This window comes from Exiguobacterium sp. s160 (assembly GCF_018617575.1).
GTDB classification, from domain to species: domain Bacteria; phylum Bacillota; class Bacilli; order Exiguobacteriales; family Exiguobacteriaceae; genus Exiguobacterium; species Exiguobacterium aestuarii_A.
Map to the genome: position 1 here is coordinate 70,952 of NZ_JACSKK010000009.1, position 18,714 is coordinate 89,665.

Here is an 18,714-nt window from a genome sequence, read left to right on the forward strand (position 1 = left end):
CTTTCCTTTCCTACCATAGCAAATATTGCGTTCCATAAAAAGGGGTTGACAGTGAGAATCATTATCATTTATAGTCAGGTAGGAAAATCACTTACATAGAGGAGAATTTTAAATGAAAAAGTGGATGCTTGCGTTACTGACGCTTTGCTTAACCATCGTACTCGCTGCTTGCGGCGGGTCAGAGGATACAGAGAACGGTACAAGTTCAGAGACGGCAACTCGCTCAATCGAACACGCAATGGGAACGGCGGATGTGCCTGAAAATCCGGAACGTGTCGTCGTCTTGACGAACGAAGGGACAGAGGCCCTTCTCGCCCTTGACATCAAACCGGTCGGGGCCGTCAAATCTTGGAACGGTGACCCGTGGTACCCACACATCGAGTCTGAAATGACAGATGTAACGGAAGTCGGGACAGAAAGTGAAGTCAACTTAGAGGCTATCGCGAAACTTAAGCCAGATCTCATCATCGGAACAAAACTTCGTCAAGAGAACATCTACGACAAATTGAACGCCATCGCGCCAACAGTCATGTCAGAAACACTGAAAGGCGATTGGCAAGAAAACTTCGCCCTTTATGCGAACGCACTCAACCTTGAAGAAGAAGGGGACGAAGTGTTGGCAGCTTACGATCAGCATGTCGAAGACACAAAGTCTGAACTCGGAGACGCTGTGAACAAAGAACTTTCGGTCGTCCGCTTCCTTCCTGGTGCGTCACGCATTTACTTCACGGATAGCTTCTCGGGTGTCATTTTAGGAGATATCGGAGTAAAACGCCCAGCTTCGCAAGATCGTACCGAGTTCGCTGAAGAAATCACGATGGAACGCATCCCAGAGATGGCTGGCGATCATATTGTCTACTTCACCTATGGTGGAGCAGACGGATCAAAAACAGCCGAAGAATGGCAGTCGAACCAGTTATGGAAAGACCTCGATGCCGTCAAAGCAGGCGAAGTAACAGAGGTCAGTGATGACATCTGGAACACATCGGGTGGCGTCCTTTCTGCCAACCAAGTGCTTGATGAACTCGTCGACATGTTGAAATAATCAGTAGCGCGCCAATTGCATTGGTGCGCTTTTTCATACATACATATGGTAAAATTTACATATCCACTCAAAAGGAGCTTTGCAATGCAACGTACACTTCGTAAGTCCGCGACGGACCGCTCTCTGTCTGGAGTATGCGGTGGGATTGCTGAATACTTTGGTATTTCTTCAATCGGAGTTCGACTCATCTTTTTGATCCTCCCTGGGAGTTTCCTTCTTTACATGATTTTGACGAATTTCATGAAAGATGCGCCACGCTATCTATAAGAAAACGCGAAAGCTGTTAAGCTTCCGCGTTTTTTGTTAGGCATTTACTTTATCTTTCATCGCTTCAAGCGCTCCGCTGTTCAAGAAGTGCCATGGTTTGTTGTAGTGCGGTTGGAAGAAGAAGTCGACGTATGCGAGTTCTTCTACCGTCATCTCGTTTTGGATAGCAAGGGAGAGCGTGTTGACCGCTTGTGTCAAATCCGCTTTTGATAACACTTGTCCACCGACAATCCGATGCGATCCAGTCTCATAAACGAGTTTAAATTCGACTTTCTCGGCGGTCGGCATGAACTCAGGACGATACGCATCCTCAATGACGACACTTTCTACGTCGAGTCCGAATAGAGCTGCCGCTTCTTCTGTCAAACCAGACGACGCAATGTTCCAGTCATAGAGTCGAAGTCCTGACGTTCCTTGCGTCCCTTGATAGCGGACACGTGGTTGCATCATGTTTTCCGCGACAAGTGTCCCCATACGGACAGCGTTCGTTGCAAGCGGGATGTAGGCATGTGTGCGTGCCGGATTGTAGTAGACGGCACAGCTGTCCCCTGCCGCAAAGATGTCTGGGTTGCTCGTGCGCATGTATTCGTCGACGATAATTGCACCATTTCCGAGCATATCGACCTGCCCTTCGAGGAGTCCTGTGTTCGGACGGAATCCGACGCACAAGATGACGAGGTCCGCCTCGAATTCGCCTTTGTCTGTCACGACATGTGTGACGTTTCCTTCTGTACCACGGAATGCTTCGACCGTCTGACCGAGTTCGAGGTCGATCCCGCGACTTGTCATGTCTGCTTCTAATGGATCCGTGAACGACTTATCGAGATATTTGTTCAAGATGCGGTCGGCACTATCGATGAACGTAACATGTTTACCGTATGCTTCGAACGCCTCGACGAGTTCGACTCCGATATAACCCGCCCCGATGACGGCAATCTTCGTCGCATCTGTCGCACGCTCGATGATGCGTTGTGCGTGTGCATAGTTTTTACAGAGCTCGATTCCGTTCATCTCGATCCCCGGAAGCGTTGGGACGATTGGCCATGAACCCGTCGTAACGATCAAGCGGTCGTACGTGTCATGCACGTCTTCCCCCGTCTCGAGATTTTTGGCGTGGACCGTCTTCGCTTCGGCGTCAATCGACAAGACATCATGTTTCATGCGCATGGTTGCTCCGAGCTCTTCAAGCTCACGTGGAGAGGAGTAGAATAATTCTTCTGCACGTTGGACGACCCCACCGACGTGGAGCGCAATCCCACACGAGAGGAAGCTGACGTTGTCGTTACGCTCGTAAACGGTGATGTCGAGATTGTCGTGCTTGGCGAGTAATCCTTTGACTGCTGCTGTTCCTGCGTGTGTACATCCGATGACTGCGATTTTCATATGAGTCGTCTCTCCTTTTATGTTAGACAGTACGTTTCATTTTTATATTGTGATAAATATCACATTTATTCCTTGACCTTAGTGTACTATTTCACAATGTAAGGTTCAATGACTATGCTCACTATTTCACGTAAAAGTGTCTAAATTTTGAACAGGAAAAAATCCGCACATTCTCATGACCGGACTCGTCGCTTTTTCAATAGATGATAGCTTATTACAAATAGATGTACGATCAAACTGAAGACGTTCATAGCGAGCCCGACGACCGCCCACCACAATGCTCCCCAGCCGTACCCAAACGTCAGACTACCAATTAGTAGCATATAGCCACTTACGGCCAATCCTGTATTTAAGATGAATGGAAAAGGCCTTTGTTTCTTCGTTCGGATTATTTGATACGTTGAAATGATGACTCCCAGTGTGAGTCCAAACAGCAGTATGAGCAAAATGATGATGTCATTCATCCTTATTTACCTCCATAACTTGATTGGAAAGACGCTTTCAAAACTGTCCCTAACGTCTTATTTTCAGCTTCTGATAAATGACAATGCCAACGTGAAGAATCATACCAAGTAGGTACAAGATCAGCCCTAGTGCAAGCCAACCGAGTGCATCCCAACCACGTACAATTTTCATTCCGACAAGAAATAAGATATAGCCAGTTACGAGTAGCAACGACGAGACGATGGATTGACGTCGTAATCGAGATTTTATAGAGAAAAATAAGAAAAACAGTAGGATGGTTGTCATAGCGCCTAGCAATACAAGGACTTCTCCATTGTACTCTCGAATCATCGTGTCTCCCTCTTCACTGTGCGACTCATTTTATTGTAACACATAAAATGGAAAATTATCTCAATTACTCATATCGCATGACATCAGCTTGAAACGACAAAAAAAGCATCGTCCCATTTACGGAACGATGCTTATTTCTCATTCATCTGTTTCATTAAATCCATCTGTTCTTGCACCATCGCTTCTTTCTCCCGGCGCAACACCCCTTTGTAGGCGACGCGTGAAATCGATAAACTGATTTCATATAGGAAGAAGAGTGGCAATGACACCATAAGGTGCGACGTCAAATCCGGTGGTGTGATGAATGCCGCGACTACGAATAGCGCGAAGTACGCATACTTACGAATCTTCGATAAGAAGTATGGTGTCACGACACCAATTCGGGTCAAGAACATCGTCACGACTGGCAATTGGAACAATAGACCGAACGGAATCGTCAGTTGCAACAAGAACGTGAAGTAATTGTTCGCCCCGATGATTTGTTCGAGTCCGAGGTCTTGCCCGAGGTCCGTCGAGATATCGAGGACGAGCGGGAATAACCAGTAGTAGGCGAACGCAAGGCCGAGCAAGAACAATCCGAAGATGATTGGGATATAAGCAAGGGTACCTTTTCGTTCATTCGGATGCAGACCGGGTGCGACAAACGCCCACACTTGATACAGTAGGAATGGGCTCGCCGCAATCAGGCCGATGATGAGCGCCAAGTTCAAGTAAATCATGAGCGGGTCCGCGACCCCAAAGGCGTTCAGTTCGAGCCCGCGTTCGACGAGATCTTCTTGCAAGTACGCGAGTACATATTTGACACTCGGCAAAGCCATCAAAAAGAAGGCAAAGACGACAAATGCAGATAGCATCAGTCGTCTCCGCAGCTCTGTCAAGTGATCGGTGAGTTCCCGCTCTTGATCAGGTTGATGATTCATGGCTTACTGCTCTTTCTTTTCGATAGCTTTCTTGTCGTTCTCGTCGTGCTCGTTCATCATGCCGTTCGTTGCATTTTTGAACTCACGAAGCGTTTGTCCGGCCGCGCGACCAAACTCCGGTAATTTCTTCGGTCCGAAGATGATGAGCGCGATGATGGCGATGATGAATAGACTCGCCCCACCCGGAATCCCGACGACGAGTGATGATGCTAGTAATTCCATTATTGATGGACCCCCTCAGCGGTTGGATAGTGTTGCATAAAGTAAATGAGTGACTGCAGCTCAATCGACAAATCGATGTGATGGACGCGAACCGTGTCCGGTACGGTGAGTCGTGCCGGTGTGAAGTTCAAGATGCCCTTGATGCCGAAACGGACCAAGTCGTCTGCGACGGACTGCGCATAGGCAGAAGGTACCGTCAAAATGGCGACGTCAATCTTGTTTTGCTTCATAATCTGTTCCATCTCATCGACGTGATGAATTGGGACGCCTGACATCGTCGTGCCGACTTTTGTCTCGTCTGCGTCGAACCCGACGACGATATGTGTGTTATTGTTTTTAAGGAAGTTATAGTTGACGAATGCCGTCCCAAGGTGACCGACCCCGACCAAGGCGACATTCGTAATCTCGTCCTGATTCAGTGTCTTTCGGAAAAAGTCTAACAGATACTGCACGTTATAGCCATATCCCTTTTTACCGAGCGCACCGAAGTACGAGAAATCACGGCGAATCGTAGCCGAATCGACCTTGACCGCCTCACTCAGTTCTGCTGAAGAGACACGTTGTTTACCTGACGCGTGCAGGCTTTGAATAAATCGATAGTATAGTGGCAACCGTTTGGCTGTCGCTTGTGGAATCTTTGGTTCGTTTTGACTCAACGGAAAGAGCCTCCTTTTTACGACACGTTACAAACGAATCTGAATTTCATACACCTTGATTGTAAACGAATTCACATGACCACTCAACGAATATACCTAAAATCGCTGAAAAATACAGTATACTAAATAGAGAGAAAGGGGTTTTTTCACTTGATCCTACTGCAAGTCAATAACTTATCCAAATCCTTCGGCGTCGAGCCGATTTTAGAAAACGTCAAACTCGAAATCCAAGAAGGCGAACGCGTCGCCCTCGTCGGCCGAAACGGGGCTGGGAAGTCAACGCTTTTGAAAGTCATCGCCGGGGAATACAACTATGACTCCGGGGACATCATGAAGCCAAAAGACGTCACCATCGGCTATCTCGCCCAAGACTCAGGGCTCGAATCCGACGAGACGATCTGGAACGAGATGCTCACCGTTTTCACGGACTTGATTGAGCAAGAGAAGACGCTCCGTCGCATGGAAGCTGACATGGGCTCCAAACGAATCCTAAATGACGCTGCGGCTTACGAACGTCTCCTCTCCTCTTACGATGAAGAGCAGCACACGTTTAAAGAGCGCGGCGGTTACCAGTATGAAGCGACGATCCGCTCGGTCCTTCACGGGATGCGCTTCTATCCGGACGACTTCGAGCGTCGGATCGACACGCTCTCTGGTGGACAACGGACGCGTCTCGCCTTGGCGAAGATGCTCCTTCAAAGTCCTGACCTGCTCATCTTGGACGAGCCGACGAACCATTTGGACATCGAGACGCTCGCCTGGCTTGAGAAGTACTTGAGCGGCTATAAAGGTGCCGTCCTCATCGTCTCCCACGACCGCTACTTCCTCGACCGCGTCGTCTCGGTCGTCTATGAGTTATCGCGTCATCGGAGCCGCCGCTTCGTCGGGAACTACACGAAGTATCTCGAACAGAAGGCCGCTCTCTACGAACAAGAGAAGAAGCAGTTTGAGTCGCAGCAAGAAGAGATTGCCAAAATGCAGGACTTCATTCAGCGAAACATCGCCCGAGCGACGACGACGAAACGGGCGCAAAGCGTACGGAAGCGTCTGGAGAAAGTCGACCGTCTCGATGCTCCGGACGGTGACGAACGCAGTGCTGTCCTCTCGTTCTCCATCAAACGACAGAGCGGGAACGATGTATTGAGCGCGAGTGACCTCGCCATCGGGTATGAAGAACCGATTGCCCAAAATCTCCGTTTCCAGCTACAGCGCGGGGAATCCGTCGCTCTCGTCGGTCCGAACGGGGTCGGGAAGTCGACCCTCCTCAAAGTGTTGACGAAACAACAAGCCGCTCTTACCGGTGATATCCGCTACGGGACCGGCGTCGAGATTGGCTACTACGATCAGGAGCAGCAGAACTTGTCGGACGCGAACCGTGTCATCGACGAGATTTGGAACGACTGGCCACTTATGCGCGAGCAAGAAGTGCGGAGTCTTCTCGGACAGTTCCTCTTCAGCGGCGATGACGTCATGAAGCGTGTCCATGAATTATCAGGTGGCGAACGCGCACGACTCACGTTGGCCAAGCTGAAGCTCGAGCAACCGAACCTCCTCATCCTGGACGAGCCGACGAACCACTTGGACCTCGACTCGAAGATGATCTTAGAGAACGCCCTTCTCGACTATCCAGGTACGATTCTCTTCGTCTCGCACGACCGCTACTTCATCGACCGTCTCGCGACGCGTGTGTTAGAAATCACGCCGAACGGCATCGACGAGTATCTCGGTGACTATTCGTACTACGTCGAGAAGAAAGAAGAACTCGAAGAACTCGCGCGACTCGCCCGTGAAGAGACGAAGCAGGTCGTCGTGAAAAAACAGCGTGCCGATAAGGAACAACAACGGGAAGAGCGCCGCATCAAACAGCGCATCGAAGAGATTGAGCTGGCAATCGAGCAACATGAAAATCGCCTCGACGAGATTGAACAGTTGCTTTGTGAGCCGGACGTCTTCAACGACTTCGCCCGTGCTCAGGAGTTGTCGACCGAATCGGACGCAGCGAAAGAATCCATCACCGCACTTTATGCGGAATGGGAGGAACTCCATACATGATGCGTACACGTGCCATGCGAATCGAGTTCATTCAAGCGTTTCTCACGGGACTGGCCTATATCGTACCAACCGGGACCGAGTTCGTATCTGAACTCATCCGCGGGGAGCCGACGATCGTCCCTTCTATTCTTTTTTACTTTTTACCGGTCGTGATCGGCTTCATCATTCAGACGTGGCCAGGGATTCTACTCAGCCTTTTCAGTGGCCTGCTCATGAGTACACTCTTCATCCGTATCGTCGTCTGGCCGGTCGATGTGACCGTTCATACGTTCTATGCGCCGGGATCCGTGTGGGCCCACTTCTATGAAGAGACGCTCTTCATGTGGATCCTCGCCCTCCTTGTGTTCATCGTGAGCCGCGTCAATACGTGGCACCGAGAGAATTATCGACAACCGAAAGCCTGAACAGTCCGTCCTCTTTTTTGAAGGGGACGGCTTTTTCATTTATGTATAAATTTATTTATAGATAAGGTGTTTTTTCTTAATTTGTTTTTCGTTAGAGCGCGCGTTATTCTAGTCACGTACCGAAACAACGGATTATTTCTTAGGAGGAATGACAGATGAGTAAACATGTATTAATGGTCGTGACGAACGCAAAAGAAATGAAGGACGGTCACACGACTGGACTTTGGTTGTCCGAGTTTGGCGAGGCATACGTCGAGTTCAAACAACAAGGATATGACATCACGGTCGCTAGCCCGAACGGTGGTCAATCTCCAATCGACGCACGCAGTTTAGAAGGAGAAGTACCGGCTGACATTCAAGCGACGGCTCCCCTTCTCGAAGATACAATCGATTTGAAGACAATCACCAACTTCAATCAATTTGATGCCATCTTCATGCCAGGTGGTCACGGAACGATGTTCGACCTTCCACAAAGCGAAGCGTTGAATGTTGCGATTCGTTCACTATTTGAAGCAGGTAAAACGGTTGCTGCCGTCTGCCACGGTCCCGCTGGTCTTGTCGGTGCGACATTGTCTGACGGCACACCACTCGTGAACGGTAAAACGATTGCGACGTTCACGGATGAAGAAGAACGTGCGACAGGTCTTGATATCTACATGCCGTTCCTACTTGAAACGCGTCTTCGTGAACTCGGTGCGAACATCGTGCTCGCAGACAACTTCACAGAAAACGTTCAAGTCGATGGAAACTTGGTAACAGGCCAAAATCCACAATCGACCGTTGCTGTCGCAAAAGCCGTCATCAACACGTTAAACTAATCAATTCTTTCTCGTTGCCAATCGATGAAAGAGAACGACCCGCCTGTTTGAGAACAGGCGGGTTTTATAGATGAGGAGGAATGAAGATGATTACCATCTTAGCTCAGATTCAAGCGAAGCCTGGTCTCGGGCCCGCGCTCGAGACACACTTACGTCAAGTCGTCACCCCATCACGCGCGGAGGCAGGTTGTGTCTTCTATACGTTACACCGTTTCGAAGGCAACCCGGACGCATTCGTCTTTTACGAAAAGTGGGCCGACAAGGAGGCATTCGATGCGCATATCGCCTCACCCCACTATCAAACGTATCGCAAAGAAGCAGAGGCACTTCTCGCTAGTCGCGATGTCCAATTTTTAGAAGACCTTAATGTACATTAATCGAAAAAAGTAGGGCCCTCATGGGTCCTACTTCATTTTGCATCCTGTAGCGCTTGGATGACTTGGTTGATGACGGGGTCATGCTTCGACTCGGTCCGATGCGCGAGATAAATGACGTTCGTTGCAAAACGCTCCGGTGCTACGATTTGAACGCTTCCTCGCTCGAGTGCGTGTCGAATCAAATAGTTCGGTAAGATACTAATCCCACACTTCGATTCGATTGCCGCAAGAATCGCGTCGACGTTTGGTAAGATCATCTCCGGACGGATGTCTGGGCGTTCCCCGAACTGCGTCTGATAGTAACGACGGATGATGGGAAGCTCCAATCCATAACTGATCCACGGCTGACGATCCATCCAATCTTTTAACTCATCGGTTGGGATTTCCCAATCGTTCGGTGCCACTAACAAAAACGATTCGTCGGCAATCGGGACGTATTGAATCCCTGGCTCCTCCATTCGCTTCGTCGCGATGACAAAGTCGAGCTCCCCGTCCGCTAAGCGTTTGATTAAATCTGCTGTCATTCCAAAATCTGCGATGTACTGTGCAGCATCAAGCGGCAAAGCGGGTATAATCTCATGTGTGACGAACTCGGTCGGTCCACCGAACTTGAGGACGGGACGTGGTTGCTCCCCTGAGACATATTTCATCTCAAGCGATAGTTCTTCAAGACGGTCGATCAAGCCGACCACTTGCGTGTATAGTTCCTTCCCCGCATCCGTCGGAATCATCTGACGTGGTGCCCGTGTGAAGAGGGACGTTTCGAGTTCTGCTTCGAGTGCGGCGATATGTTGGCTGACAGCCGGTTGGGTCAAAAAGCGAACACGCGCCGCTGCCGACACGGAACGTTGCTGGTACACGTGGATAAAACTGCGATACCATTCAAAATCAATCATCTGTGTAAACTCCTTTTGTATTCGTTACCTTCAGTATAAAAGGCAGTAAATCATAAGACAAATAACGTTTAAATCATCAATCGATAAATAAATTTATAAGGAGTGGATGTTAGATGAAAGCTTTATTACTACATGAACCGAACACATGGCAGACGATGCAAATCGAGGAGGTCGATACACCGACGCTTCGTTCCGGTGAGGTATTGATTGAGGGAGAATATGCAGGGCTCAACCCCGTCGACTATAAAACGGCGACTAACGGCAAACCCGAATGGTCATACCCTCACGTCCTCGGGCTCGATGTCGCGGGTACGATTGCCGCTGTCGCGGATGACGTGACGAACGTACAGATCGGTGACCGTGTCCTCTACCACAGCAACTGGAATGAATGGGGTGGCTTCGCCGAGTTCACACGTGCCAAAGCGCACATGGTCGTCCCGATTCCAGAATCGATCTCGTTCGCTGATTCGGTCGCTTTACCGACAGCTGGATTCACAGCGTACCAAGCCATTTTTGAAAAACTTCCGATGAATGCAATCGATACAATCCTCATTCACGCGGGTGCCGGTGGTGTCGGTGGCTTTGCCATTCAGCTGGCGAAGTATCTTGGAAAACGTGTCATCACGACCGCTTCAGCGCGTAACCATGACTGGGTCAAACAGCTCGGAGCCGACGAGGCGATTGACTACAATACAGAAGACTGGCAACAAAGGGTGATGGAACTGACGAGCGGTCACGGTGTCAATGCTGTCATCGATCCCGTCGGTCGGGAGACGGCGACCGCTTCCCTCCAAGTCATCGCCTACAACGGACACATCGCCCATATCGCAGGAGCCCCTGACATGAGTGTCATCAAACCGTTCACACGTGTCATCTCCTACCATGAGGTCGCACTTAATGCGATTCATCATCAACAAGACCGTGTGAGCGAAGCAAACATCGTCCGCATCGGTACGCACATGCTCGAACTGCTTGCAGCGGGTGAGATTCAACCGATGATTCAAGAGACAATTCCATTTGCGGATATCCCGAAGAAGTTGGTCGAACTCTCGGACCGACATGTCGTCGGGAAGATCGTTGCCAATTTGAAGGCATGAAAAAAGAGGTCAGCGTGTTTAATACGCTGGCCTCTCTTTTTATTAGAAGTATCGTAACGGTTGGAATCCCACCGTATGGAAATCGAGCTTCGTCCCGTCCTCGGCGATAAAGAAGACCGCCTCGTTCGTATCGACGTCACGTGTGAACACTTTATAGAATGTCATCGGTTTTTCGTCATTCGTCACATAGCGTGCCTCGTGTGTCGAGATGACTTGTGCGAACAGTTGCTGTTCGTCGAGCTCATCGATCAAATCATCAAACTTCGCAGCCTCTTCTTCTGTTGCCTCGCGACCCCGCTCAATTTCATAGTAAGCATCGCTCGCTTTTGGCTGAACACCGAGATTGCGATCAACGACGATCACACGCTCTGGTTCTTGGTCGATGACACTTGTGTAACCATACAATGACTCGATGAGCGTATTCTCTCCGGTCACACGACCAATACCCTTTAATGACTCTTCTCCAGTCAACGACTTCACTCGTGTCTCTTCTGGCACAATTTCCTCTTGATAGGCGATATTGTAAGCGCGGATGATTTCTCGTACTTGTAAAAACGTCGCGACGACGAGTAGTACGATGAGTCCTCCAATGATGATGCGTTTTGTCATGTCTCTATTTCCCCCTAGACTGTCATGCTCTCTTCTAAGGATAACCCAGGAACCGCATTCATCGCTAGTGTATCGCGCTTCCCGCGCACATACGCGTGATGTGCCGCGACCCCAATCATGCCGGCATTGTCTCCACAAAGATCGAGTGGTGGAATGACAAGTTGAATTCCTTCAGCAGCAGTGGCTTCTTGAAGCGCGGCTCGGAGTCCACGGTTTGCCGCGACACCACCGGCAACGAGCAATTGCTTCGCTCCTTTTTCTTTCACAGCGCGAATCGCTTTCTCAACAAGCACTTCGACAACACTTGCTTGAAAACTCGCTGCCAAGTTTTCAGGAATGACCGTCTCCCCGCGTTGCTCTGCATTGTGTACAGCGTTGATGACCGATGATTTCAATCCACTAAAACTGAAGTCGAAGCTACCCGGTTCAAGGCGAACGCGTGGGAAGTTGTACGTATCTTCCCCAACCGCTGCCAAGCGGTCAATTGCCGGACCACCCGGATATGGGAGGCTGAGCGTGCGTGCGACTTTATCATACGCTTCACCCGCCGCGTCATCACGTGTCTCACCAATGACTTCAAAGACACCGTGTTCTGGCATATAGACGAGCTCCGTGTGTCCACCTGAGACAACGAGACAGACGAGTGGGAACTCCATCTCTTCGACGAGTTCGTTCGCGTAAATATGTCCCGCGATATGATGGACGCCAATGAGCGGTTTTTGATGGGCGAACGCCAATGCTTTGGCCGCACTGATGCCGACGAGAAGGGCACCGACGAGACCCGGTCCTTGTGTGACCGCGACCGCATCGACATCTTCCATCGTCACGCCTGCTTCGCTCAACGCATCGTCAATGACATACGTGATGCGCTCCACGTGATGACGAGACGCCACTTCAGGGACGACGCCACCAAATCGTTTATGGCTCTCAATTTGAGAAGAGACGACGTTCGACAATAGCGTCTTCCCGTCTTTGACGAGCGCAACAGACGTCTCGTCACAGCTCGACTCGATTGAGAGAATCAGTGATGTGTTCATTCTGAGTCACTTCCTAACTTCGCCCAATAAATATAGGCGTCTTCATTATTATCCTGATAGTAGCGTCTTCTTCGTCCGGCTTGCATAAACCCAAACTGTTCATATAGTTTTTGCGCCCCGACATTCGACACGCGGACTTCTAACGTCAATCCGACAAGCCCCTTTGACTTGGCAAACGCGACAAGTTCCGCTAACAGTTGATTACCGATCCCTTGCCCACGAAATTCAGGTAAGACAGCAATGTTCGTGATATGTCCTTCGTCGACGATTTGCCATACTCCGACAAAACCGACGACCTGTTTGTCATGGACCGCGACAAAATAAATTGCCTGTTCATTTCGAAGCATCTCGTTCATAAACGCCTCTTTTGTCCACGGAATGGAGAACGACGCTTCTTCGACTTTCGTCACTTCTTCGACATCGAGCCACGTCATTCGACGAATTTTAACGTCAGCCATTGTTTTGACCCTCTAACCATTTCGCTTCCGCTTCAGCGAGTCGCAAATACTCTGGCTCAAACGCATGGACATCGCTCGTCTCATCGCTAAAGACGACCAAATCACTCGCGCGGCCGTAACGATGTGCAGCCGGCGCTTCGACATACTCATATTCACTCAACACGTCACGGAACGGTTCAACATCTCCAACGACGAGGAAACGTCCTTGGATATTCAGTCGTAGCCAGTCGGCGACAGACGCATGTTGATCGTGTGTCAGTGCCTTGTTCTGTTGATAATATCCGATATAGGCGTTGCCGCGTCGCGCGTCAATCAACGAGACGACGGGCAAGTCCGTATTCGGGGCTGCTGCCATGAGTTGAAGGGCGGACACGCCGATTAGTGGGATGTTCAACGTATAAGCAAGTGTCTTCGCTGTCGTCACCCCGATCCGAATTCCCGTGTACGACCCAGGACCTGTCGTGACAACGATGCGTTCGAGCATATTCGGAGTCCATTTCACAGCTGCCATGAGTTGTTCAATCATCGGCATGAGTGTGACCGCATGGTTTTTCGAGACCATGACCGTCGCTTCGGCTTGAATTTCTCCAGCCTCACTTAATGCGACAGATAAACGTGTCGTCGCGGTATCAATCATCAATTGCTTCATGCGAGCACCTCCTTGGCGATTTGAACGTAACGCTCACCCGTTGGAGCGAGTGTCAATTTTCGTTCTTCATCACTGACTCGTTCAATCGTAATCGCCAAGCGTTCTTCCGGAAGAGAAGACTCGATCAAGTTCGACCACTCTACGATGGCCACACCGTCACCGTTGATATATTCCTCAAGACCGATGTCATCCCCCGTATCCTCGAGTCGATAGACATCCATATGATAGAGCGGCAAGCGCCCTTTGTATTGTTTCATAATGGTGAATGTCGGACTGTTGACGTTCCGTGTGACACCGAGTCCTTTTGCGAACCCTTGTGTGAACGTCGTCTTGCCGGCACCAAGGTCACCGTTTAACGTGATGACCGTTCCTGCTTCGACGAGCGTAGCCAAACGTTCTGCCACTGCCTGCGTTTCCACCGCAGAATGCGTAATCAATGTATACATGAATGGTTCTCCTTTTATCACTTCTCATACGTACTCATTGTACACTTCATTTTAAGCAAAAAAAAACACGAAACGCTATCGTTTCGCTATCTCATTTAAAAATTGGTTGCGGGGGCTGGATTTGAACCAACGACCTTCGGGTTATGAGCCCGACGAGCTACCAGACTGCTCCACCCCGCGACGACATATGAAATTAAATAAAAATTGGTTGCGGGGGCCGGATTTGAACCGACGACCTTCGGGTTATGAGCCCGACGAGCTACCAGACTGCTCCACCCCGCGATGGTTTGAATTGTTTCGACATCCTCTATAATAAGTGAGACAGTTATAAAAAGCAACCTTTTTCTCAATGTTTTTTGAAAAATAGAATCGGGAACAGGTATAACAGCATAGAATTTAGAGAAAAGGGGCGCGACCGCCATGTCCAAATGGGGAAACCGATTCAAGAAATGGTTCTTTTCGGAGATCGAAGCCGACATCACGTTTGACCCGACATCACTCATTCCGAAGCAGGTAGTGACCGGGACCCTGCACGTATCCAACCCGACGACGACTGTCGTCCGGTTACAAGAACTGACACTCAACTTTTTGACGACATTTAAAGACATCACTATGGAAGGAAATGAATTCAATCGAGAAGCCGACATTCAAGAAATTCCGATTCCACTCACTGTCGTACTAGAACCTGGTGCGAAGGAAGACGTTCCGTTCTCATTCGAATTGACGATGTATGCCCCTTCGTCTGCTGGAGCCCCATACAGCGTGGAAGCGACGTTATGGGACAAGGACATGAAACGTGTCTGGTTTGACGTGATTGAACATATTGAAATCGAACCAATACCTGAACTGAAACGATTGCTCGACGCAACGGCTCATGCTGGACTTGAACCGATGTTTGTTCGGAACGTGATTGACCCGCTCGGAGAAGAGCGTCCTTATCCGTTCGTCGAAAAGTATGGGTTCAAACCGGTCGGTGAGTGGGCCGATGAGTTTGAGGTCGTCAAATCATTTTGGCGTCTGCATGAAGACGGGATTGACCTCTACTACTGGCTCGACAACATCGAAACACAGCGAACGCTCGAGTCGATGGCGACTGACGTCGAATTGCGCCACCGCTCCCTCACATGGGAACAACTCGAACGTGAGCAAGAACAGCTCGGTCTCGGTATTCAAGATACGCTACGCAGTCACCGCTCCTCGTGAGCGGTTTTTTCAATTTGAATCATATTCCCACTCATATTGACGATGGTTTGGAAGTGATGTCGATACGGATGCATGAACAACTCATATTGAAGACGTCGCTCGTCATGCGAAGCGCGTAAGTAATCCATTTCCATTCCTCGTTCCTGGATATCACGATTCGCTCTGCGTCTAAATTCTGTCTCTCCGTCCGTATAAAGATAAATCGACTGGTCAAAAGAAGAGAGATCCAAAAATGCGACACTCATGCCCTCAATAATCGTAATCATTTTTTTCGGGTCAATCCACGTACGTTCTAAATATGAGACATCGATGGTGTAAAAGCCGATTCCCTCTCGAATCATAAGAACGTCACGCTCGAGTGACAGCAGATGATGCGCAGCCGGATGACACGCCGTCATCTTATAATGATGGGTTTTTCCATCGTGTTGATATGTGAGGATCGTTTGTTTCCGTAACTGTGAATCGATGATGTATGGATCTGTGTGAAGCAGGTTTATATCACCGAGTTGTTCCCGTAATGTTTCGGCCAACGTCGATTTTCCTGCTGCCCCATGTCCGGAAATCGCAATCAGCGTTCGTTTTCCTGTTTGCACATTTTGCACGATTTCATTGATGAGTCGTTCCATGATTCTCCCCCTTTGGTACACTTAATATAGAAAGGAAGTGCACCTATCTCATGTCTACTTGTCCATTTTGTCACCCGACACTAGATCCACATCAAACTATTATTGCCGAGAATGACTCTTGTTACTTTCTTATGCATGACCACGAGCAAGATGTCCTCGTTGGCTCGGGTGTGATTGTCCCGAAAGCACACCGCGCGACGACATTCGACTTAACGCCTTTAGAGTGGCAACATACATACGAATTACTTCATCAGGCGAAGGAACATCTTGATCAAACGTTTCAACCTGATGGATACACGCTCGGTTGGAACGTCGGCACGGCATCAAACCAAACTGTTCCTCATGCCCATCTGCACGTCATTCCGCGTTATGAGGCAGGTCCTCACGCAGGGAAAGGACTACGGCATTGGCTAAAACGACCGGAATGAACGAGCACTCCGAATTAGCTGACCTCATGTAGGTGAATCAAACGCTCGCGCCTACTTTGGATCACCTGTAACGATAGAACGCGTCATTCATCTTCCATCCGTTTCCGAAGTCTGATGGTTGATGCAGCGAAAATGATGAAAATCATCAATAATCCAAGACTGACCACTTTAAGTGTGGTCGATATAGGAGGGTTAAAGAAAAAAGGAATCGATAATACGAGTAAGGCACCTGTGATTCCCATTCCTCTAATGAGAAATGCGATTGATTTATTCATCCGTGCGTTTCTCCTTTCAAGTAAGAAAACGAATCTGCTACATCATGAACCTCTTCAGTTTGTTCTCTTACGACAGACAGCTCATCGCGTTAGGATGAGCTGTCTTCTTTTTTCTTCAGTCTCTTCAAGTTTCTGTTCTAACTGTTCCACTTGTATCGTCATACGAGCAATCAGCTGACTGATTTCCTTATCCAGTCCGTTCACTTGATCTAATGAATCATTGATTCGCCCATGCATCGTCCATTCTGAAAAAATATCATCTAAAAAGTAATCTGCGAACTGAATGAGTGAACCTCGATCGACATGCAATTCTTGAACAATTTCTTGGACATCTGCTAATTCACGGGAGAAACGTTCTAATGCAGATTGTAATTCATGCATCGTTTGCTCGGAAGCATCTAGCGCATCATGTTTCATTGCCGTCGCAAACAAACCTCCCCCGAAGAACGTATCATATGTCGACCAACCTTTGGCGCTGTCTAAGTGCTTTAGCGTCCTCGTAATCGTTGCTCGTGCTGCTTTACCCGCAACAATGGCTTCTCGATATTCGATGAGAAGTTCATTCGTCTTAGCTTGTTGATTGGTGAGATCATGTAGGTCTCGGCGAACAACTGGATCTTTTGTGAGGTGAGCTTCTTTTGTTTCGAGGAAAGTCTCCCACTCCGTATCGATGCTTTCATATCTCTCGAGCTGTTCTTGTAAATCTCGATGCTCGAGCGTCAATTCATCAATCATCTTCTCGTGTTCGCGCAATTTCAGTTCGGCACGAGCAGCTTCTTCTACTTCCTTTATGCGTTGCTCATCAAACGTGCCTCGTAACTTCCGCCACGTATTGACGAGCGAAAAATTTTCAAGATCGTAAACATCACGCTGTTCTTTCGTAAATGTATTCAACAATTCTTTCCGTACCGCTTCATGTTCCTTTAATTGTTTTTCAAGTGTCTTTTGTTTGCGAACAAGTCGATCGCGTTCGGCGATACGTTGTTGTAGGTCTAATTGGAGTTGTTCAAGGTTTTCCATTACATTTCTCCTCTCTTTGTACTGATCAAGGTGTCAATTGAAATACCATTTATCTTCATACCTTTGATGTCACATCCTGTTAACGTCGCATTCGTCAGGTCACATTGATTAAATGTAGCACCTCTCAGATTCGAATGATGCATTTGAATAGTACGTTCATTCTCTTGCATCGTTACAAAATTGAATTGTGAACCTGACAAATTCAAGTCACTGAACTTACTGTCGCGGAAATTAATGTTCCGAAAACGACTTTGACTGAAATTACAGTTACTCGCATCAAATAAAGAAATGTTACTGTTCGTCACTGCCAAATGACTCGCGTTTACCCCGTACGCCTGCCATCCTTCACATGACCGTTCTTCAAAGCAATGTGTACTCGGTTTTGCTTTTGTTCGTTTGACAAAACATACTTCATCATCCGACTCATACACGACTTGGAATCCTAACTGTTTATAAAAGCGAATATTTCTCTTTTGATGAGTTGATGTTTCTAGCTCCCAAATTCGTACATGTGGATACTCAGCTTCCACGTAATGAATCAATGCCTTGCCGATTCCTTGCCCTTGAACATCAGGATGTACAAAAACACGATCGATTCGTGCATAGTCTTCCCCTGTCAATGTAAGCACAATGCCACCTACAAGTTTACCGTCTTGCTCCGTCACATAGGTTGTCAACTCTTCGATCAAATAGTGTGTCATTGGTTCATTGTCGTATCCAGGAGGCTCGACATTCAAATCTCTTACTGGTAACTGCAAGGTGTCTGCCTCTTGTCGAAAGCTTGCAGTTGAAACTTCTGTAATCCTCGAAATATCCTTTAAAGTGGCTAAACGAATATACAAAACAATCCCCTCTTTCTCATACTTAGTACGAAAAAGAAGGGATTAAGTTTCAATGAAATAAAAAAACGACCGAGCATATGCTCGGTCGTCCTCTCTGTTGTTGCCTGGCAACGTCCTATCCTCACAGGGGGAGATCCCCCAACTACTTTCGGCGCTGAGACGCTTAACTTCCGTGTTCGGCATGGGAAC

24 protein-coding genes, 2 tRNA genes and 1 rRNA gene are annotated in these 18,714 nt (G+C 48.6%); 9 read left to right on the forward strand and 18 right to left on the reverse strand.

Going from position 1 to position 18,714, the window contains the following annotated elements; translation table 11 throughout:
* The first annotated feature begins 112 nt into the window (after positions 1–112).
* Positions 113–1,045, forward strand: a complete 933-nt coding sequence (locus KNO86_RS13340) for an ABC transporter substrate-binding protein (RefSeq protein ID WP_214697045.1) — start codon at positions 113–115, stop codon at positions 1,043–1,045.
* A gap of 84 nt (positions 1,046–1,129) precedes the next feature.
* Positions 1,130–1,312 carry a PspC domain-containing protein gene (locus tag KNO86_RS13345; RefSeq protein ID WP_214697046.1) on the forward strand — a complete coding sequence of 61 codons (183 nt, stop codon included), beginning with the start codon at positions 1,130–1,132 and terminating at the stop codon, positions 1,310–1,312.
* 36 nt (positions 1,313–1,348) lie between these two features.
* Here the strand turns inward: KNO86_RS13345 and KNO86_RS13350 are convergent, their stop codons facing one another.
* The 5 genes from KNO86_RS13350 to KNO86_RS13370 all read right to left on the reverse strand — a co-directional run bounded on the left by KNO86_RS13350 (position 1,349) and on the right by KNO86_RS13370 (position 5,288).
* Complete coding sequence (locus KNO86_RS13350; protein ID WP_214697048.1) at positions 1,349–2,695, reverse strand: FAD-dependent oxidoreductase; 1,347 nt, start codon at positions 2,693–2,695, stop codon at positions 1,349–1,351.
* Between the two features lie 173 nt (positions 2,696–2,868).
* Positions 2,869–3,159, reverse strand: coding sequence for a hypothetical protein (locus KNO86_RS13355; RefSeq protein WP_214697050.1), 291 nt, complete (start codon positions 3,157–3,159; stop codon positions 2,869–2,871).
* A gap of 462 nt (positions 3,160–3,621) precedes the next feature.
* On the reverse strand, positions 3,622–4,410 hold the full coding sequence (gene tatC / locus KNO86_RS13360; protein WP_214697052.1) for a twin-arginine translocase subunit TatC: 789 nt from the start codon (positions 4,408–4,410) through the stop codon (positions 3,622–3,624).
* 3 nt (positions 4,411–4,413) lie between these two features.
* Positions 4,414–4,632, reverse strand: a complete 219-nt coding sequence (gene tatA, locus KNO86_RS13365) for a twin-arginine translocase TatA/TatE family subunit (protein ID WP_034770678.1) — start codon at positions 4,630–4,632, stop codon at positions 4,414–4,416.
* Positions 4,632–5,288, reverse strand: a complete 657-nt coding sequence (locus KNO86_RS13370) for a redox-sensing transcriptional repressor Rex (RefSeq protein WP_015880579.1) — start codon at positions 5,286–5,288, stop codon at positions 4,632–4,634. The genes tatA and KNO86_RS13370 overlap by 1 nt, the downstream gene beginning before the upstream one ends.
* Before the next feature lie 150 nt (positions 5,289–5,438).
* On the opposite strand from KNO86_RS13370, the gene KNO86_RS13375 reads away from it, so the two are divergent.
* The 4 genes from KNO86_RS13375 (at position 5,439) to KNO86_RS13390 (ending at position 8,939) form a co-directional block, all read left to right on the forward strand.
* Positions 5,439–7,340 carry an ABC-F family ATP-binding cassette domain-containing protein gene (locus KNO86_RS13375; protein WP_214697054.1) on the forward strand — a complete coding sequence of 634 codons (1,902 nt, stop codon included), beginning with the start codon at positions 5,439–5,441 and terminating at the stop codon, positions 7,338–7,340.
* On the forward strand, positions 7,337–7,744 hold the full coding sequence (locus KNO86_RS13380; RefSeq protein ID WP_214697056.1) for a hypothetical protein: 408 nt from the start codon (positions 7,337–7,339) through the stop codon (positions 7,742–7,744). The genes KNO86_RS13375 and KNO86_RS13380 overlap by 4 nt, the downstream gene beginning before the upstream one ends.
* A 155-nt stretch (positions 7,745–7,899) precedes the next feature.
* Positions 7,900–8,562 carry a type 1 glutamine amidotransferase domain-containing protein gene (locus tag KNO86_RS13385; RefSeq protein WP_214697058.1) on the forward strand — a complete coding sequence of 221 codons (663 nt, stop codon included), beginning with the start codon at positions 7,900–7,902 and terminating at the stop codon, positions 8,560–8,562.
* Positions 8,563–8,648: 86 nt separating this feature from the next.
* Positions 8,649–8,939, forward strand: coding sequence for a putative quinol monooxygenase (locus KNO86_RS13390; protein ID WP_214697060.1), 291 nt, complete (start codon positions 8,649–8,651; stop codon positions 8,937–8,939).
* 32 nt (positions 8,940–8,971) lie between these two features.
* Here the strand turns inward: KNO86_RS13390 and KNO86_RS13395 are convergent, their stop codons facing one another.
* Positions 8,972–9,835, reverse strand: a complete 864-nt coding sequence (locus KNO86_RS13395) for a LysR family transcriptional regulator (RefSeq protein ID WP_214697062.1) — start codon at positions 9,833–9,835, stop codon at positions 8,972–8,974.
* A 113-nt stretch (positions 9,836–9,948) separates the two neighbouring features.
* Here KNO86_RS13395 and KNO86_RS13400 point away from each other — a divergent pair, with 113 nt between their 5' ends.
* The gene (locus KNO86_RS13400; protein WP_214697064.1) at positions 9,949–10,932 is read left to right on the forward strand and encodes a zinc-binding dehydrogenase; all 984 of its coding nucleotides are present in this window, start codon (positions 9,949–9,951) and stop codon (positions 10,930–10,932) included.
* A gap of 42 nt (positions 10,933–10,974) precedes the next feature.
* Here the strand turns inward: KNO86_RS13400 and KNO86_RS13405 are convergent, their stop codons facing one another.
* From KNO86_RS13405 to KNO86_RS13435, 7 genes are all read right to left on the reverse strand, one after another.
* Positions 10,975–11,541: a hypothetical protein gene (locus tag KNO86_RS13405; RefSeq protein ID WP_214697071.1), complete on the reverse strand. Its 567-nt coding sequence runs from the start codon at positions 11,539–11,541 to the stop codon at positions 10,975–10,977.
* A gap of 14 nt (positions 11,542–11,555) precedes the next feature.
* On the reverse strand, positions 11,556–12,578 hold the full coding sequence (gene tsaD / locus KNO86_RS13410; protein ID WP_214697073.1) for a tRNA (adenosine(37)-N6)-threonylcarbamoyltransferase complex transferase subunit TsaD: 1,023 nt from the start codon (positions 12,576–12,578) through the stop codon (positions 11,556–11,558).
* On the reverse strand, positions 12,575–13,036 hold the full coding sequence (gene rimI, locus KNO86_RS13415) for a ribosomal protein S18-alanine N-acetyltransferase (protein WP_214697075.1): 462 nt from the start codon (positions 13,034–13,036) through the stop codon (positions 12,575–12,577). Before rimI ends, tsaD begins: the two co-directional genes overlap by 4 nt.
* Positions 13,029–13,685 (reverse strand): tRNA (adenosine(37)-N6)-threonylcarbamoyltransferase complex dimerization subunit type 1 TsaB, encoded by a 657-nt coding sequence (gene tsaB / locus KNO86_RS13420; protein WP_214697083.1) that lies wholly within the window; start codon positions 13,683–13,685, stop codon positions 13,029–13,031. Before tsaB ends, rimI begins: the two co-directional genes overlap by 8 nt.
* The gene (tsaE, locus tag KNO86_RS13425; protein WP_214697091.1) at positions 13,682–14,131 is read right to left on the reverse strand and encodes a tRNA (adenosine(37)-N6)-threonylcarbamoyltransferase complex ATPase subunit type 1 TsaE; all 450 of its coding nucleotides are present in this window, start codon (positions 14,129–14,131) and stop codon (positions 13,682–13,684) included. Before tsaE ends, tsaB begins: the two co-directional genes overlap by 4 nt.
* Positions 14,132–14,234: 103 nt before the next feature.
* A tRNA-Met gene (locus tag KNO86_RS13430) sits at positions 14,235–14,311 on the reverse strand.
* Between the two features lie 25 nt (positions 14,312–14,336).
* Positions 14,337–14,413: transfer RNA gene (locus KNO86_RS13435), tRNA-Met, on the reverse strand.
* Between the two features lie 138 nt (positions 14,414–14,551).
* On the opposite strand from KNO86_RS13435, the gene KNO86_RS13440 reads away from it, so the two are divergent.
* Positions 14,552–15,334, forward strand: a complete 783-nt coding sequence (locus tag KNO86_RS13440; protein WP_214697092.1) for a sporulation protein — start codon at positions 14,552–14,554, stop codon at positions 15,332–15,334.
* On the opposite strand, the gene KNO86_RS13445 is transcribed toward KNO86_RS13440, so the two are convergent.
* On the reverse strand, positions 15,319–15,960 hold the full coding sequence (locus KNO86_RS13445) for a uridine kinase family protein (protein WP_214697094.1): 642 nt from the start codon (positions 15,958–15,960) through the stop codon (positions 15,319–15,321). The two genes, KNO86_RS13440 and KNO86_RS13445, sit on opposite strands and share 16 nt — an antisense overlap.
* Positions 15,961–16,010: 50 nt before the next feature.
* Between KNO86_RS13445 and KNO86_RS13450 the strand changes: the two genes are divergently transcribed.
* A complete protein-coding gene (locus KNO86_RS13450; RefSeq protein ID WP_214697096.1) occupies positions 16,011–16,388 on the forward strand; it encodes an HIT family protein in 378 nt (125 codons plus the stop codon).
* Between the two features lie 83 nt (positions 16,389–16,471).
* On the opposite strand, the gene KNO86_RS13455 is transcribed toward KNO86_RS13450, so the two are convergent.
* The 4 genes from KNO86_RS13455 to rrf form a co-directional block, all read right to left on the reverse strand.
* A complete protein-coding gene (locus KNO86_RS13455; protein WP_214697098.1) occupies positions 16,472–16,663 on the reverse strand; it encodes a hypothetical protein in 192 nt (63 codons plus the stop codon).
* Positions 16,664–16,744: 81 nt separating this feature from the next.
* A complete protein-coding gene (locus KNO86_RS13460) occupies positions 16,745–17,683 on the reverse strand; it encodes a coiled-coil domain-containing protein (RefSeq protein ID WP_214697100.1) in 939 nt (312 codons plus the stop codon).
* Entirely contained in the window at positions 17,683–18,525 is an 843-nt protein-coding gene (locus tag KNO86_RS13465; protein WP_214697102.1) for a GNAT family N-acetyltransferase, read from the reverse strand. Before KNO86_RS13465 ends, KNO86_RS13460 begins: the two co-directional genes overlap by 1 nt.
* Positions 18,526–18,627: 102 nt before the next feature.
* Positions 18,628–18,714, reverse strand: a 5S ribosomal RNA gene (rrf, locus tag KNO86_RS13470); the annotation flags it as partial.

Coding starts and splice junctions, on each gene's coding strand:
- KNO86_RS13340 (WP_214697045.1), top strand. CDS start 113: ATGAAAAAGTGGATGCTTGCGTTACTGACGCTTTGCTTAACCATCGTA.
- KNO86_RS13345 (WP_214697046.1), top strand. CDS start 1,130: ATGCAACGTACACTTCGTAAGTCCGCGACGGACCGCTCTCTGTCTGGA.
- KNO86_RS13350 (WP_214697048.1), bottom strand. CDS start 2,695: ATGAAAATCGCAGTCATCGGATGTACACACGCAGGAACAGCAGCAGTC.
- KNO86_RS13355 (WP_214697050.1), bottom strand. CDS start 3,159: ATGAATGACATCATCATTTTGCTCATACTGCTGTTTGGACTCACACTG.
- tatC (WP_214697052.1), bottom strand. CDS start 4,410: ATGAATCATCAACCTGATCAAGAGCGGGAACTCACCGATCACTTGACA.
- tatA (WP_034770678.1), bottom strand. CDS start 4,632: ATGGAATTACTAGCATCATCACTCGTCGTCGGGATTCCGGGTGGGGCG.
- KNO86_RS13380 (WP_214697056.1), top strand. CDS start 7,337: ATGATGCGTACACGTGCCATGCGAATCGAGTTCATTCAAGCGTTTCTC.
- KNO86_RS13385 (WP_214697058.1), top strand. CDS start 7,900: ATGAGTAAACATGTATTAATGGTCGTGACGAACGCAAAAGAAATGAAG.
- KNO86_RS13390 (WP_214697060.1), top strand. CDS start 8,649: ATGATTACCATCTTAGCTCAGATTCAAGCGAAGCCTGGTCTCGGGCCC.
- KNO86_RS13395 (WP_214697062.1), bottom strand. CDS start 9,835: ATGATTGATTTTGAATGGTATCGCAGTTTTATCCACGTGTACCAGCAA.
- KNO86_RS13400 (WP_214697064.1), top strand. CDS start 9,949: ATGAAAGCTTTATTACTACATGAACCGAACACATGGCAGACGATGCAA.
- KNO86_RS13405 (WP_214697071.1), bottom strand. CDS start 11,541: ATGACAAAACGCATCATCATTGGAGGACTCATCGTACTACTCGTCGTC.
- tsaD (WP_214697073.1), bottom strand. CDS start 12,578: ATGAACACATCACTGATTCTCTCAATCGAGTCGAGCTGTGACGAGACG.
- rimI (WP_214697075.1), bottom strand. CDS start 13,036: ATGGCTGACGTTAAAATTCGTCGAATGACGTGGCTCGATGTCGAAGAA.
- tsaB (WP_214697083.1), bottom strand. CDS start 13,685: ATGAAGCAATTGATGATTGATACCGCGACGACACGTTTATCTGTCGCA.
- tsaE (WP_214697091.1), bottom strand. CDS start 14,131: ATGTATACATTGATTACGCATTCTGCGGTGGAAACGCAGGCAGTGGCA.
- KNO86_RS13440 (WP_214697092.1), top strand. CDS start 14,552: ATGTCCAAATGGGGAAACCGATTCAAGAAATGGTTCTTTTCGGAGATC.
- KNO86_RS13445 (WP_214697094.1), bottom strand. CDS start 15,960: ATGGAACGACTCATCAATGAAATCGTGCAAAATGTGCAAACAGGAAAA.
- KNO86_RS13450 (WP_214697096.1), top strand. CDS start 16,011: ATGTCTACTTGTCCATTTTGTCACCCGACACTAGATCCACATCAAACT.
- KNO86_RS13455 (WP_214697098.1), bottom strand. CDS start 16,663: ATGAATAAATCAATCGCATTTCTCATTAGAGGAATGGGAATCACAGGT.
- KNO86_RS13460 (WP_214697100.1), bottom strand. CDS start 17,683: ATGGAAAACCTTGAACAACTCCAATTAGACCTACAACAACGTATCGCC.